The sequence below is a fragment of the Vibrio casei genome (genome assembly GCF_002218025.2).
In the GTDB taxonomy this organism is placed as follows: Bacteria; Pseudomonadota; Gammaproteobacteria; order Enterobacterales; family Vibrionaceae; genus Vibrio; species Vibrio casei.
Map to the genome: position 1 here is coordinate 1,183,195 of NZ_AP018680.1, position 13,624 is coordinate 1,196,818.

The 13,624-nt window shown below is 39.3% G+C and carries 15 protein-coding genes and 2 pseudogenes; 11 read left to right on the forward strand and 6 right to left on the reverse strand.

What is annotated here, in order from left to right; all coding sequences use genetic code 11:
- Positions 1–50 precede the first annotated feature (50 nt).
- Both pflA and VCASEI_RS05695 read right to left on the reverse strand, forming a co-directional pair.
- The gene (gene pflA / locus VCASEI_RS05690; protein WP_086959764.1) at positions 51–791 is read right to left on the reverse strand and encodes a pyruvate formate lyase 1-activating protein; all 741 of its coding nucleotides are present in this window, start codon (positions 789–791) and stop codon (positions 51–53) included.
- A 444-nt stretch (positions 792–1,235) separates the two neighbouring features.
- On the reverse strand, positions 1,236–1,685 hold the full coding sequence (locus VCASEI_RS05695; protein WP_170924558.1) for an META domain-containing protein: 450 nt from the start codon (positions 1,683–1,685) through the stop codon (positions 1,236–1,238).
- Positions 1,686–1,895: 210 nt separating this feature from the next.
- Between VCASEI_RS05695 and VCASEI_RS05700 the strand changes: the two genes are divergently transcribed.
- On the forward strand, positions 1,896–2,153 hold the full coding sequence (locus VCASEI_RS05700) for a DUF1289 domain-containing protein (protein ID WP_089110991.1): 258 nt from the start codon (positions 1,896–1,898) through the stop codon (positions 2,151–2,153).
- A gap of 145 nt (positions 2,154–2,298) precedes the next feature.
- Here VCASEI_RS05700 and VCASEI_RS05705 read toward each other — a convergent pair whose 3' ends face one another.
- Complete coding sequence (locus tag VCASEI_RS05705; protein WP_086959761.1) at positions 2,299–2,508, reverse strand: hypothetical protein; 210 nt, start codon at positions 2,506–2,508, stop codon at positions 2,299–2,301.
- A 221-nt stretch (positions 2,509–2,729) separates the two neighbouring features.
- On the opposite strand from VCASEI_RS05705, the gene VCASEI_RS05710 reads away from it, so the two are divergent.
- The 10 genes and pseudogenes from VCASEI_RS05710 to VCASEI_RS05760 all read left to right on the forward strand — a co-directional run bounded on the left by VCASEI_RS05710 (position 2,730) and on the right by VCASEI_RS05760 (position 10,158).
- Positions 2,730–3,071 (forward strand): ArsR/SmtB family transcription factor, encoded by a 342-nt coding sequence (locus VCASEI_RS05710; protein WP_086959760.1) that lies wholly within the window; start codon positions 2,730–2,732, stop codon positions 3,069–3,071.
- Between the two features lie 163 nt (positions 3,072–3,234).
- On the forward strand, positions 3,235–4,284 hold the full coding sequence (arsB, locus tag VCASEI_RS05715) for an ACR3 family arsenite efflux transporter (RefSeq protein ID WP_089110992.1): 1,050 nt from the start codon (positions 3,235–3,237) through the stop codon (positions 4,282–4,284).
- A 58-nt stretch (positions 4,285–4,342) separates the two neighbouring features.
- Entirely contained in the window at positions 4,343–4,771 is a 429-nt protein-coding gene (gene arsC, locus VCASEI_RS05720) for a glutaredoxin-dependent arsenate reductase (RefSeq protein WP_086959758.1), read from the forward strand.
- 17 nt (positions 4,772–4,788) lie between these two features.
- Positions 4,789–5,484: an arsenical resistance protein ArsH gene (gene arsH, locus VCASEI_RS05725; protein ID WP_086959757.1), complete on the forward strand. Its 696-nt coding sequence runs from the start codon at positions 4,789–4,791 to the stop codon at positions 5,482–5,484.
- 321 nt (positions 5,485–5,805) lie between these two features.
- Positions 5,806–6,291 carry a hypothetical protein gene (locus tag VCASEI_RS05730; RefSeq protein ID WP_086959756.1) on the forward strand — a complete coding sequence of 162 codons (486 nt, stop codon included), beginning with the start codon at positions 5,806–5,808 and terminating at the stop codon, positions 6,289–6,291.
- A 238-nt stretch (positions 6,292–6,529) separates the two neighbouring features.
- Positions 6,530–6,799, forward strand: a complete 270-nt coding sequence (locus tag VCASEI_RS05735; protein ID WP_086959755.1) for a PTS sugar transporter subunit IIB — start codon at positions 6,530–6,532, stop codon at positions 6,797–6,799.
- Between the two features lie 11 nt (positions 6,800–6,810).
- A pseudogene (locus tag VCASEI_RS05740) lies at positions 6,811–7,101 on the forward strand (PTS transporter subunit IIC); the annotation flags it as partial.
- A 58-nt stretch (positions 7,102–7,159) separates the two neighbouring features.
- Positions 7,160–8,703, forward strand: a protein-coding gene (locus VCASEI_RS19540) for an IS3 family transposase (RefSeq protein WP_110957763.1) whose coding sequence is annotated in 2 segments (ribosomal slippage) — positions 7,160–7,625 and positions 7,625–8,703 — 1,545 coding nt in all. Because the reading frame shifts where the segments join, the coding sequence is not laid out codon by codon here.
- A pseudogene (locus tag VCASEI_RS05755) lies at positions 8,699–9,715 on the forward strand (PTS ascorbate transporter subunit IIC); the annotation flags it as partial. The gene VCASEI_RS19540 and the pseudogene VCASEI_RS05755, both read left to right, overlap by 5 nt.
- Positions 9,712–10,158, forward strand: a complete 447-nt coding sequence (locus VCASEI_RS05760) for a PTS sugar transporter subunit IIA (protein WP_162621028.1) — start codon at positions 9,712–9,714, stop codon at positions 10,156–10,158. The pseudogene VCASEI_RS05755 and the gene VCASEI_RS05760, both read left to right, overlap by 4 nt.
- A 357-nt stretch (positions 10,159–10,515) precedes the next feature.
- Here VCASEI_RS05760 and rplY read toward each other — a convergent pair whose 3' ends face one another.
- From rplY to gndA, 3 genes are all read right to left on the reverse strand, one after another.
- Positions 10,516–10,794: a 50S ribosomal protein L25 gene (rplY, locus tag VCASEI_RS05765; protein WP_086959752.1), complete on the reverse strand. Its 279-nt coding sequence runs from the start codon at positions 10,792–10,794 to the stop codon at positions 10,516–10,518.
- A gap of 163 nt (positions 10,795–10,957) precedes the next feature.
- The gene (gene gntR / locus VCASEI_RS05770; protein WP_086959751.1) at positions 10,958–11,959 is read right to left on the reverse strand and encodes a gluconate operon transcriptional repressor GntR; all 1,002 of its coding nucleotides are present in this window, start codon (positions 11,957–11,959) and stop codon (positions 10,958–10,960) included.
- A gap of 143 nt (positions 11,960–12,102) precedes the next feature.
- Entirely contained in the window at positions 12,103–13,617 is a 1,515-nt protein-coding gene (gene gndA / locus VCASEI_RS05775; RefSeq protein ID WP_086959750.1) for an NADP-dependent phosphogluconate dehydrogenase, read from the reverse strand.
- Positions 13,618–13,624 lie beyond the last annotated feature (7 nt).

Consider the following 13,624-nt stretch of genomic DNA (forward strand, 5'->3'; position numbering starts at 1 on the left):
AAAAATAAATCTTTGAATAACGTTGTACCCAGGCTTTTTTATATGCGCTATTAATACATAACGTTATCGTTGTATTTGCTTAAAACGGCGACCACTTTTTCCATTGTTTCTTTTGATGGTGGTTCAACACCTTCTAATGGATAATCGTGGCCGAGTGCTTCCCACTTATGCGCGCCAAGTTTGTGGTAAGGCAGTAATTCGATTTTTTCGATATTATCCATATCTTTAATGAATTCACCGAGCATTTCTGCCGCTTCTAAATCATCGGTATAACCTGGGACTATCACATAACGTAGCCATGTTTTTTGGCCTATTTTATGTAAATAACGGGCGAAATCTAACGTCCGTCTATTTGAAACGCCAACAAAATCATGGTGAATTTCATCTTTCATGTGCTTGATATCAAGCATGACAAGATCGGTGTCCGCTAAGACTTCATCAATTACGTCGGTATGTTTACGAATGTAGCCATTAGTGTCTAAACAAGTGTGGATGCCCTCTACGTGAGCGGCGTGGAATAAGTCACGCACAAATTCAGGTTGCAGCATGGCTTCACCGCCAGAACAGGTAATGCCCCCACCAGACGCATTCATAAAATGACGGTAGGATTTGGCTTCTTTAATGATGTCCTCTACTGAAACTTCTTTTCCACCATGTGTATCCCATGTATCGCGGTTATGGCAATACATACAGCGCATCAAACAACCTTGCATGAACACAATAAAGCGGATGCCGGGGCCATCGACGGTGCCGCAAGATTCATAAGAGTGAATACGACCGGTTACTGACATAAGGAAAGTCCTTTGGAATTGAATATCTTTATATTATTACAAAAACTAGGGTTAACCTAGTAGAAGTATGGAGCGTTGATTCGATTCATCTTGTTAATTTTCAAAGAAAACGCGCTATATAATTCGCTTTTTTTAGATAAAACGAGCTTAGTTTAGCGAATTTATATGGTCAAACGGAGCTTATAAGTAGAAGTGTTATAAGCAGGCGTTTCAAATACCAACTCAATGATAGTCTTCCTTTATCTTGATTATGTTGATCAGAGACAAAAGAGAAAGGATAAGAATATAAAATCGTTATTACGAAAGAGGGGGTATCGTAGTTTAATATTACCGAAGTGTAATATTAATGAAGATAACGCTACGTAAATACTCAAATCATTTACGTAGTGTGAGAACATTCTACACTCATGGTGTTTACGTCAATTGAGTGTAGAGATTGACGACTTAGTTTACCCAGTCACGTAACGTGTAGGTTAGTGTGTGTTCTGTATTGGATAGCTCTAACGTGTCTTTGGTGAGTTGAATAGTGCTCCAAGCGGATAGAGTGCTAGCAACAATGCGTTCTGTTTTCATTGCATCGCCTGAACACATTTTCATGGTCATGCCCATTTGATGAATACGGAATTGCCCCGTGTCTTTATTGATTTCTGCTTTTCCGTGAAAGCCATTGCAACCAGCATTGCCGTTTGATTGCATTGCTTCACTGATTTCTAGATCGGGAATGGTGCCCATTTGTCCTTTTGTGACTTCATTACCATCAATTTTACTCAGTACCCAATGGTGATGTTGTAAATCGACTGGCTTAACGAAATCAGCGGTGTTATTGGTAGAGCAAGCCGCTAATAAAAGAGGTAGGCTAAGGCTAATGACAAGCTTTTTCATAGTATTCTCCATATGGGGTAGTCTATGCTTTAAATAGGTATATGATATTTTTCATCGCAGAGCATAGCAGGAAAAACAGTTTTAGACATTAGTATCAGTAACGGTAAGTGTTTATATTTAATCACTAAATAAGAGTGGAACGGTTATTGTGATGGTTATGTATTGTTTGTGATGGTTATGTATTGTTGTAATCGACGCTTTAAATACGCATAGGGAGGAGAGATGGAACAACTGGAATTCTTCACCGTACCTAGCCCTTGCATTGGTGTGTGCACGGTTGATAATAAAGGTTATTGCCAAGGCTGTATGCGTAAGCGTGAAGAGCGATTTAATTGGTTGACCTTTACGCCAACACAGCAACGCCACATCATAAAACTCTGTAAGCAACGTTATTATCGCAAACGTCTTGCTTTGAGAGGTCACATTCCTGTTCAGAAAATAGAAGAAGATTCACTGCCATCTCAAGGCGATTTGTTTTAACCATATGATGTATAAAAGGAAATGGCGTAGAGCGTTATTTGCACTCTACGCCGCTTGTTGTTCCATCTTCGAAGTAACAAAGTTATTTTATCATTGAAGGTGAGTGAGAGGCTCATCAAGCAATAATAGAAGAGAATTATGATGACTATTCAAAGTCACTCTTACACATATCAATTGCACCATATAAATCATCATGACTAAGGCGTTTTTTATCTAGCCTCTGCTTGGTTTCAGACCCTAAACTTTGCAGTTTTTTTCGGTTGTCTGCGGTTTGGCGTAAGCCAGCATGTCTTAAACAGCTATTAAGCTCATGATCTTCACTAAAGTTAACGTACTTACTATCTATAGATGCCATAAGAAACTCCTTCTTTGACGGAATGGGGATAGAATTATTTACACGCTAATTTGTTTACCTTAAAGCAGTATAGAAGCTTTATTAAAATCTGCTTGCTTAGCATCTGAATTTTTTATTGCATTTTTTACTTCATTTTTATTGCTAGTTAGAGGAATGAATAGTATCGTTAATCGCAATTCGACGATTAACGATTAACGATTAACGATTTTAGGTTGACCTTTATGACTAAAATATGTGACATAACCAATCAACAAGCTTTTCAAACTTGTGCTGATGAACTTGATAAAGAGTTAAAGTTTTCTAAGCTTGCTAAGGCACTATCTCACCCTGCTCGGGTTAGGATCCTTAATATTTTGTTAAAGCTTGATCGATTAGGTGGCTGCTTGAATAGTGATTTAGTGTCGCAGCTAGGGCTGGCTCAATCCACAGTATCTGAGCATTTGCGAATTTTGAAAACGGCCGAATTAATCAAAGCAGAGCCGATGCCACCAAAAATGTGTTATCGAATCAATCGCTCTACAGTGAATGAATTTCATCATTTACTGAGTAATTTTAGCGACTAGTGATGTCACTCATTATTCGTATTAAGGCGTTATGCCTTTTTTTATGAATCAGTTAATCGTAATTCGACGATTGGCGATTGTCGGTTAACGATTAATTATTAGGTTGAATAATTTCGTCGTATATACCCAATTACGAAGGGTATAGAAATAATAAGGAAAAACCATGGAACAGATATGCAAACCTAAATTAGGATTTTTAGATCGTTATTTAACGGTATGGATTTTTCTTGCCATGCTTTTAGGGGTGTTAATTGGAGTGATATTTCCACAAGTATCGACTTGGAATAAAGCAATGAGTGTTGGTTCCACGAACATCCCACTCGCACTGGGATTAATACTTATGATGTATCCACCCCTTGCTAAGGTTGACTACAGCTTACTAGGGAAAGTGACCAAAGATAAAAAAGCTATAACGTTGTCATTGATAATGAATTGGATCGTTGGGCCTATTCTTATGTTTGTATTGGCGATGATCTTTTTAGGCTCACATCCTGGTTACATGGTTGGCATTATCATGATAGGTCTGGCCCGTTGTATTGCGATGGTATTAGTTTGGAATGATATTGGTGGAGGTAATCGAGAATACGGTGCGGCACTAGTTGCGATCAATAGTGCTTTTCAGGTGGTGACTTATAGTTTCATGGCGTGGCTATTCATTACCGTTCTTCCTCCCGTATTTGGTTATGAAGGTATGGTTGTTGATATTTCTATTGGTGAAGTAGCCCAAAGTGTCGCAATTTATTTAGGCATTCCTTTTTTAGCCGGTTATTTAAGCCGTAAATGGTTGATTGCTGCGAAAGGTGTCGATTGGTACACCCAAGTTTTTATCCCTAGAATTTCTCCAATGACACTTATCGCCTTACTGCTAACGATTGTGTTTATGTTCAGTTTAAAAGGGGAGATGATATTTGAGTTACCAATGGATGTGGTCTTAATTGCGATTCCATTATGCATTTACTTTGTGGCGATGTTCTTTACCAGTTTCTTCATTGGTAAAAAAATGGGGATAGAGTTTGATAAAAATGCATCTATTGCCTATACAGCGACAGGGAATAATTTTGAATTGGCGATTGCGGTTTCTATTGCTGTATTTGGCATTAATTCAGATCAAGCATTTGCGGGAGTCATTGGTCCATTAATTGAAGTTCCAGTACTAATATTTCTCGTCAATATGGTATTGAAAATGAAACCTAATTATCGAGTAAAAGACTAGAAATACCACTTTAATTTAACCCAGTATATTACTGACTATTTAAAAGGAAGAAATGATCATGGAAAAAGTAACGATTTATCATAACCCAGAATGTGGCACATCACGCAATACGCTTGCGCTTATTCAAAACAGCGGTATAGAACCCGATGTTATTTATTACTTAGAGACGCCTCCAACACGTGAGACGTTGATTCAATTAATTAAAAACATGGGGATATCGGTTCGTTCATTATTACGCAAAAATGTAGAACCATTTGAAAAGTTAGGACTAGCAGAAAATAAATTTGACGATGCTGAGTTGATTGAGTTCATGTTACAAGATCCTATCTTAATTAACCGCCCAATTGTTGTGACATCTATTGGAACTAGGCTTTGTCGTCCATCAGAAGTTGTGCTTGATATTTTACCTGCGGATCAACAAGGCGCTTTTAGCAAAGAAGATGGAGAAGTGATCATTAATGAACAAGGTCAACGGGTAGAGAAGTGAAAGTGATAAAGGAAACTATGCCAGCGTTAAATGAAGTATTGTTGCTTCAAATAACGAATACGTTTGGTGGGGAAGCGGTTGCTTATCCACCAAAAATATTGCTTTTATATGGATCCGTTCGTGAACGATCTTATAGTCGATTTGCAACGGAAGAGGCTGCTCGCTTATTGCAGTATATGGGTGCAGAGGTTCGCATTTTTAATCCTTCTGGCCTGCCATTACCCGATGATGCTCCTGATAGCCATCCTAAAGTTCAAGAGCTACGAGAAATGGTGCGCTGGTGTGAAGGAATGGTTTGGTGCTCTCCAGAGCGACATGGTGCGATGACCAGTATCATGAAGGCCCAAATAGATTGGATACCCTTAAGTGAAGGTGCTGTTCGTCCATCACAGGGTAAAACACTCGCCATTATGCAAGTGAGTGGCGGATCTCAGTCATTTAATTCACTGAATCAAATGCGGATCTTAGGTCGGTGGATGCGTATGTTTACTATTCCTAACCAATCTTCTGTTGCAAAAGCATGGTTGGAGTTTGATGACGATGGTCGAATGAAACCTTCTGCGTATTACGATCGAATTGTCGATGTGATGGAAGAGTTAATGAAATTCACCTTGTTATTAAGAGGTAACGTTAAGCAATTGACAGATAGATATAGTGAACGTAAAGAGAGTGCGGCTGAGCTATCGGATCGTGTCAATCAAAAAAGTATTTAAACCTACGGGTATGAAAATGGCGAAAGCCCGATGTTATTAGGGTTGTTTGTTTTTATGATGAATTGCCCTATGAGCGCTCTCAATAAACTAACAGATCGTTAATACTCCTTTTTAGATCAACTCTATATGTTCATTTCCATTTAGAGTTGTCATATTTTATTGTCACTAAAAGTTAGAACATTATATAGAAATAAGTCTAAATACTTATTTTGATATTAAAGCTAAGGGGACTAGCCTGACTAATTTATAATGCATTGTGATACAACTCTTGTTTATAATTATATAAATGAAAAATTCACATTGTATCTTCGGTATCACTAAATGTTAGCAAAAAAAATGGAAGCACCTAAAGATATGCAGATTGGTTCTATTTTTGAAACCAAAAGGCATGGCTCAGTTGCTGTTATAGAATATTACAATACTCATACTGTAATTATTTCCTTTGAAAATACAGGCAATATTAGATGTACAACAGCTGCAAAGCTACGCAACGGTCAGGTCACCGATCGTTCTGTACCTGCGCAATCATCTATGGTCGGTAAGCAATTTGAGTCACTCAAGCATGGCTTATTGACGGTTAAGCAAGTTGATTCAGGAAGTATTGTCGTTTTAGAAGATGAAAATGGCGCAGAAGTCAGACTGATACTGGCTGCGGTTCAAAAGCTAAGGGAGCGAGTAGAAGAAGATAGTGATACTAATGAAGAGTTAGAGCTCCCTACTTCTCTAAGTGCTTTAACAAAAAGAAATAAAAAGACCAAAGATGTAAATTCCCTTCTTAAGAAAATGATTACCGACTATGGTCAGTAAAAGTACAATTCAATTTAGTAAACAAGTTGCTTTTCTTTTTATGTATTTCCTTCGAATTATAATTTTGATCAATGTCACGCTAAGGTAGTGCCGCTACATATCGTTAATAATTTTGCTGTCTATTTAGTGACTTAGGTCACAAGGTCATTTTGACTTTGTGACCATGATCTACATTAATCTGGCTCGATTTATATAATATTATTTCATCAAAATAATAAACCTTACAGAGATATAAATTATGAAAAAGATTATGGTTGTATGTGGAAATGGCCTTGGTACTTCATTAATGATGGAGATGGCAGTAAAAGAGGTTGTTAATAAAATTGGTTTGGTAGCAGAAGTGGAACACGAAGATTTATCATCCGCTACATCAAGCAAAGCTGATATTTGGGTAGCCGCGACAGATATTGCAAATCAATTAAAAGAAGCTGGAAAAGAAAACATTGTAAGCCTTTCTAATATCTTTGATAAAGCATCAATTGAAGAACAACTAAAAAAATTCATGTAAGGTAAAATGTAATGGAAAACTTTTTTGAATTTATGCTTGGCTTATTAAAAGAGCCAGCAATTATGGTCGGTTTAATCGCTTTCATTGGTTTGGTTGCTCAGAAAGCTGATGTTTCTACTATCCTGAAAGGCACTATAAAAACCGTAATGGGGTTCTTGATCTTAGGTTTTGGTGCTGGAGCGCTAGTCGGGGCTTTAAATAATTTTTCAATTGTGTTTACGGAAGCTTTTGGTGTAAGTGGCGTTATTCCAAATAATGAAGCTATCGTTGCAATAGCACAAGAGGCCTTTGGTTACCCTCTCTGTCAGACTAGTTGTCGCGCTTAATATTCAACCATTAAACAGAGGGCGTGGAGTAACAATGAAACATTATTCAGCGCAAAGCAAAGAGTCGGCTCTTCAGAAGATGATGCCTCCAAATAATATAGCAATAGCCCAATTATCAATCGAGATGGGGATTGGTGAATCAACCTTGTATAATTGGCGAAAACAAGCAATTGATAAGGGGCATTTAGTGCCAGGTGATGGAAAGAATGCTGAGCAGTGGTCATCAGCAAATAAATTCTCAGTCGTGTTGGAAACAGCCTCTTTAAATCAAGCTGAGTTAGCGGAATATTGCCGAGGCAAAGGTCTTTATGTGGAACAAGTATCGGCTTGGCGAAATGCGTGTATAGATGCAAACGCTAACGTTAAAGAGCAAGAAAAAGCCTTCTCCACCGAAACAAAGAAAGATAAAAAACAGATCAATCAATTAGAAAAGGAGCTACGTCGAAAAGATAAGGCACTCGCTGAAACCGCAGCACTATTGGTGTTAAGAAAAAAAGCAAATGCGATCTGGGGGGAAGCCGAGGACGAATGATCCTCGACTCAGCTCGCATTCAAGCAGTTAAACTAGTTAATGAAGCTGTGAGTTCTGGTGCGCCAAAGTTTAAAGCTTGCCGTGAACTTGGGATCAGTGTCCGGACGTATCAACGTTGGACTGTTGACGGGAACATAAAAACAGATGGTAGACCAATATCTCAGCGCCCTGAGCCAAAAAATAAGCTATCAAAAGCAGAGAGAGATAACATATTAGCCATCGTTAATAGCGATGATTTTAAGAGCTTACCACCAAGCCAAATCGTCCCTACATTAGCAGATGAGGGTATTTATCTTGCTTCTGAATCAACATATTATCGTGTTCTTCATGAAGAAAAACAGCAAAACGCTCGCGGACGTAGTCAGATAAAAGAGAGAAAAGTACCGACGACACACTGTGCTACAGGGCCAAACCAAGTGTGGTGTTGGGATATTACTTGGTTACCAGGCCCCGCTAAAGGGCTGCATTTTTATTTATATTTGATACTCGATATATTTAGTCGAAAGATTGTTGGATGGGAAATTCATGATGACGAATCAGCAGAAAATGCATCAATATTAATTAAGAAAGCTCATTTAAAAGAAGGAGTTAAAGATAATCCTCTGGTACTGCATTCGGATAATGGAAGCCCAATGAAAGGCTCATCAATGCTTGAAACACTTTATAGTTTAGGTGTCGTGTCGTCTTTTAATCGTCCTAGGGTGAGCAATGATAATGCTTATGCTGAGTCGATATTTAAAACGTGTAAATATCGCCCTGACTATCCGTATAAAGGGTTTTCAACAATTGATGAGGCGCGTAGTTGGGTGTTGAAATTTAGCCACTGGTATAATTTTAACCACAAACATAGTGGCATCAAATACGTCAGCCCACATCAAAGGCATTCAGGATTAGCGGGTGACATATTGGCTAATAGAAAAGAAGTTTATCAAGGTGCTAAAGATGCTCACCCTGAGCGCTGGAGCGGTAATATCCGTAATTGGGATTTACCAAAAGAAGTGTACTTAAACCCTGAACAAAATAGTGTCAAGGCTGAGAGTGCATAACGTAGTGATCGCGACAACTAGTTTGACAAACACCGGTTACGAGATGGCATTAATAATGTTTTTCTCTTTCATTGTTAATATTCTTCTAGCTAGATTTACTCCGTTGAAATATATATTTCTAACGGGGCATCATACAATGTTTATGTCTATGTTAGTTGCTGTAATTTTATCTACAGCAGGTATCACAGGAACGTTATTGGTAGCAATAGGTTCAATTCTTGTTGGCTCCTTGATGGTTATTATGCCCGCACTTGCTCAAAAATACACAGAGAAAGTGATGGGGACTGACCAACTAGCAATGGGGCACTTCTCTACCTTCTCATACTTAATATCTGGTTTCATTGGTAGCAAGTTTGGTGATACTTCTAGAACGACTGAAGATATGAACGTGCCAAAAAGCTTGATGTTCTTACGTGATACTCCAGTGGCAGTCGCAGTAACCATGGCCATTTTCTTTTTGTTTGCATCTATTTTTGCCGGTGGGGATTTTGTTGAAACAGTCTCTGGTGGTCAAAACTGGGTAGTATTTACTTTTATTCAATCACTTACTTTTGCAGGTGGCGTATACATAGTTCTGCAAGGCGTGAAGATGCTGATTGCCGAAATTGTTCCTGCATTTAAAGGGATTTCTGACAAGTTAGTTCCAGGAGCAAAACCTGCTCTAGATTGTCCAATGGTATTCCCAATGGCACCTAACGCTGTATTAATTGGTTTCTTATCATCATTTGCAGCCGGCCTTGTCGCTATGGGTATCCAAGGCATGTTTGATTGGACCATCATTGTAGCTGGCGTTGTTCCTCACTTTTTTGTTGGTGGTGCTGCTGGTGTATATGGTAATGCAACGGGTGGCTTACGAGGCGCGATTCTAGGTTCATTTACACAAGGCTTATGCATCTCGTTCCTACCAATGTTCCTTCTACCGGTGTTAGGGAATATTGGTCTAGAAGCAACGACTTTTGCAGACTTTGACTTTGGTGTTGTTGGTTTAATTCTTGGATGGATTGTTTCATGAGTTTATTAAGTCTAATCGGCGATAATATCGTTATCTCAAATGAAAAACACCTGAGTGTGAACGCAGCCCTAGATATCACTTGTTCGAAGCTTTTGGAACAGGGAAGTATTGACGTAACATACTTAGAAGCTATCAAACAAAAGCATAAGGAGATTGGCGCTTATTATGTTCTGGCTCCCAAAATAGCGATGCCACATGCTAGGCCAGAAGATGGCGTAAATGAAGCATCTCTCCAAGTAACGGTATTTAAAAAGGGGGTTGATCTAGGGTCGGAAGACAATGGAGATGTCTATTTTTCAATAACGCTAGCAGCCATGGATTCAGATAGCCATATTCAGACGATAATGGCGTTATCAGAGTTATTTCAAAATAGTAATGACATTGACTCAATTATTTCAGCTCAAACAAAAGATGAAATTATTGAGGTCTTGAAAAAATATTAATATTTCCAGTATTATTATGTAATAAAGCCCTCATTTTAAGAGGGCTTTTCAGTATTTTAGGACGAGATATATCGTATCTGTGATCAGGTAATATAAATCACTACATACACATTAAGTTAATATACTGTATAACTGCACCTTAATGATCCCCAAGCTACATCCTTAAAGAAAAATTAACGGTAATTTATTGTTATATAATTGATTTATGAGTTTCAGAAAGGCGAAAGCCCGATGTTGGTAGCATCGGGCTTTCTATGTTTCTTGCTATTTCTAGCATGAGTCTCGAGTGGTAAATTCGGTTCTCATTTTACCTTTTATGCAAAAGGTGGATTCAATCGAATCTAAAGACGGGTAGTCTTAGATGCGGATGAAGTCCATGTGCTCAACTTTTGGCTTAAACGCGTGACGTTGAACGTCTTGTGGCTTAACTTTTACTTCTTTGCCATCAACTACTAGAGTGATTGCTTCGTAAAATTCAGGCTTATCCATTTGGTTGATCACGTCAGAGTGAACCAATGCGATAGATACTGGCTCTGCTTCACCACCGTAGATGATTGCAGGGAATTGGCCAGTTAGACGTAGGCGGCGGCTCGCACCCTTACCTAGTTCAGTACGTACTACTGCTTCAAATTTCATAGTATTTACTCTCAAATTAGTAAATTAAAAGATGTTTAATCACGTAGCGACCTAGTGATTAAGCGTTGCTTCAATGCCAAATAAAATATTAAGGCATGAAACGAGCGCGGATACTAACATTCAAACGGATTATGAGCAATATAAAACCACGGAATTAGCTCAATCAAATACTGTCTCGTAAGTCGATTTGAAAACCGAGATCGATGGTGGTTTGATGGATGGCTTCTCCATTTAAGCGTTGTAAAATTTGTTCGGCTGATATAACGCCAATTTTTTCTCTGGGTGTCACAACAGTTGCTAACCTAGGAACCATAACATTCGAGAGGTCATGCCCATGAAAGCCAGCAATTCCTATGTCTTCTGGTACGCGTATACCAAGTCGTTGACATTCATAAATTGCTCCTACCGCTAAGTCATCATTGGTGCAAAAAATACCATTGGCAGTGGGGTGATCTTTGCGCATTTTATGAAGTAAATCGGCACCTAATGTGAACGAAGAGGCATTGGTGGTTTGTAGGCTTATCGGCGTTAATCCATTTGAGCGCATGGCTTCTTCGTAACCGGCTAACTTTAGCTTAGTTCGCACATCCAATCGTGCAGCAAAATACACGATTTGGTCATGACCTTTATCAATCATGGCTTGGGTCATGGCCTTGGAGGCCGCATGGTTATCGAACCCAATGGATTGTTCGATCGCGGGGGAAACGGTATCCATAATCTCGATGACCGGAATACCCGCTGTTTTTAACATTTTCTTCGTGCGCTCGGTGTGGTGATTTTCAGACAATATGATGGCATCGACATTATATGAGAGCAGCATTTCGATGTTTTTTTCTTCAAGAGTAGCACTGTAGCTGTAGTGGGCCAGCATCAATTGATAACCAGCCGGTTCAGTGATGGTTTCAATACCCCGAATAATTTCGGCAAAGACTTGGTTGGTCAGTGATGGGACTAGTACTCCAATGGCGTGGCTTTTGGCGTTGGATAAAATGTCCGGAGCTCGGTTGGGAATGTAACCTAACTCTTCCACAGCCTGTGTGATTTTTTGGCGCAAGGAATCTGACACGTTATCTGGGGTTCGTAGACATCGGCTGACGGTCATTTTGGTAACCCCAACAAGGTTGGCGACATCTTGTAATGTTGGTCGTTTGTTTTTACTTGCCATCGTCATCGCCTATTTAAAGAAAGGGGATTATTTTTCGTATTACGTTATAAATCAATTCGCTAGCTTAAGGTAGGAAAAAGCGCACAAACATACGCTTTTTCCTGATTGTTAACCGTTATAGTGGTAATTGTGGGCATCACTTACTATAACGATTGCTCGACTCTAGGCGATTGACTCCACTCGACATGATATTTATTGGCTTCGGGTTGATCGACTCGTGAATAGGTATGCGAACCGAAGTAATCGCGTTGTGCTTGCAATAAATTCGCGGGTAAGGTTGCACAGCGCATCGCATCGAAATAACTTAAAGCGGAGCTCATTCCTGGAATAGGAATACCTTGAAGGCTGGCATTGGCGACACTTCGACGCCAATTCAGTTGGCGTTGTTCCAGTTCTTTGGCAAAGCTTTGATCAAACATTAAGTTGTCTAAATCGTGATTGCTTTCAAAAGCTTTGGTAATGCTTTGTAAGAAGATGGCACGAATAATACAGCCAGAGCGCCACCCTTTGGCAATATCGGCAAAATTTAACGGCCAACCTTGTTGAGATGACGTGGTTTTCATTAAATCGAAACCTTGAGCATAAACACATAATTTGGCGCAATAGAGTGCGTCATGAAGTTCGTTGACGATGGTGCTTAGATCGTCGGTTAAGGCTTTTTCAGTTTTGGCTGTTAGAAGCTTCGCGCCTAATTCACGACGAGTTTTTAAACTGCTTAGTGAGCGAGCATAGACTGACTGAGCGATGGTTGGGGTTGGGCTACCAACTTCAAAACTGTTAATGGCCGTCCATGTTCCTGTGCCTTTTTGTCCAGCTTTATCTAGGATCATGTCAACCAATGGTTTGTCGGTATGGAAGTCTTTTTGTTTCAAAATATCAGCGCTAATTTCCATTAGATAACTATTTAATACACCTTGATTCCATTGATTGAAGATTTCACCAATCTCATTTGCTGGTAAACCAAGCGCTTGATTAAGATATTGATATACTTCGCAAATGAGTTGCATGTCGGCATATTCAATGCCGTTATGAACCATTTTGACATAGTGACCCGAACCACTTGGACCTGTATAGGTAGCGCAAGGTTCACCCGGATGTTTAGGGGGAACCGGCATGCCATTTTTGTCTACTTTGGCTGAAATAGCATTCCACATTGGTTTAATGTGCAGCCAGGCTTGAGGATCGCCACTTGCCATTAAAGCAGGACCAAAACGTGCACCTTGTTCACCACCAGAAACCGCAGTGCTGAAAAAGTTAAGTTTACCTTGGTATTTTTTATCGCGAGCGATGGTGTCTGTCCATAAGCTATTGCCAGTATCAATGACAATATCTTGTGGTTGTAGGCCAGCTTTCAGTAAATCGTCGATAACGGTTTCGACAATGTTTCCAGCCGGAATAGATAGCGCAATCACTCTTGGAGTAGATAGTTGATTGAGTAATTCAGTTAATGATTTACATGAGATAAAAACACTATGATTTTGCTCGCTATTATTCAGTGCTGTGGCTTCTTGAGTGGTTTGATCTAAATGGTGTTGGTTGATGTCAAAACCTGCCACATTAAAACCATTGTCGAGTAAATTGAGTGCTAAGCTTTTGCCCATTACACCTAGACCAATCATTGCAATATGACTGTTGTTGATAGAAGAAAGGGTTGTCATGATCGTA

Coding starts and splice junctions, on each gene's coding strand:
- pflA (WP_086959764.1), bottom strand. CDS start 791: ATGTCAGTAACCGGTCGTATTCACTCTTATGAATCTTGCGGCACCGTC.
- rplY (WP_086959752.1), bottom strand. CDS start 10,794: ATGAAATTTGAAGCAGTAGTACGTACTGAACTAGGTAAGGGTGCGAGC.
- arsH (WP_086959757.1), top strand. CDS start 4,789: ATGCCAGCGTTAAATGAAGTATTGTTGCTTCAAATAACGAATACGTTT.
- VCASEI_RS05695 (WP_170924558.1), bottom strand. CDS start 1,685: ATGGAGAATACTATGAAAAAGCTTGTCATTAGCCTTAGCCTACCTCTT.
- VCASEI_RS05700 (WP_089110991.1), top strand. CDS start 1,896: ATGGAACAACTGGAATTCTTCACCGTACCTAGCCCTTGCATTGGTGTG.
- VCASEI_RS05735 (WP_086959755.1), top strand. CDS start 6,530: ATGAAAAAGATTATGGTTGTATGTGGAAATGGCCTTGGTACTTCATTA.
- arsC (WP_086959758.1), top strand. CDS start 4,343: ATGGAAAAAGTAACGATTTATCATAACCCAGAATGTGGCACATCACGC.
- VCASEI_RS05760 (WP_162621028.1), top strand. CDS start 9,712: ATGAGTTTATTAAGTCTAATCGGCGATAATATCGTTATCTCAAATGAA.
- gntR (WP_086959751.1), bottom strand. CDS start 11,959: ATGGCAAGTAAAAACAAACGACCAACATTACAAGATGTCGCCAACCTT.
- gndA (WP_086959750.1), bottom strand. CDS start 13,617: ATGACAACCCTTTCTTCTATCAACAACAGTCATATTGCAATGATTGGT.
- VCASEI_RS05710 (WP_086959760.1), top strand. CDS start 2,730: ATGACTAAAATATGTGACATAACCAATCAACAAGCTTTTCAAACTTGT.
- VCASEI_RS05705 (WP_086959761.1), bottom strand. CDS start 2,508: ATGGCATCTATAGATAGTAAGTACGTTAACTTTAGTGAAGATCATGAG.
- arsB (WP_089110992.1), top strand. CDS start 3,235: ATGGAACAGATATGCAAACCTAAATTAGGATTTTTAGATCGTTATTTA.
- VCASEI_RS05730 (WP_086959756.1), top strand. CDS start 5,806: ATGTTAGCAAAAAAAATGGAAGCACCTAAAGATATGCAGATTGGTTCT.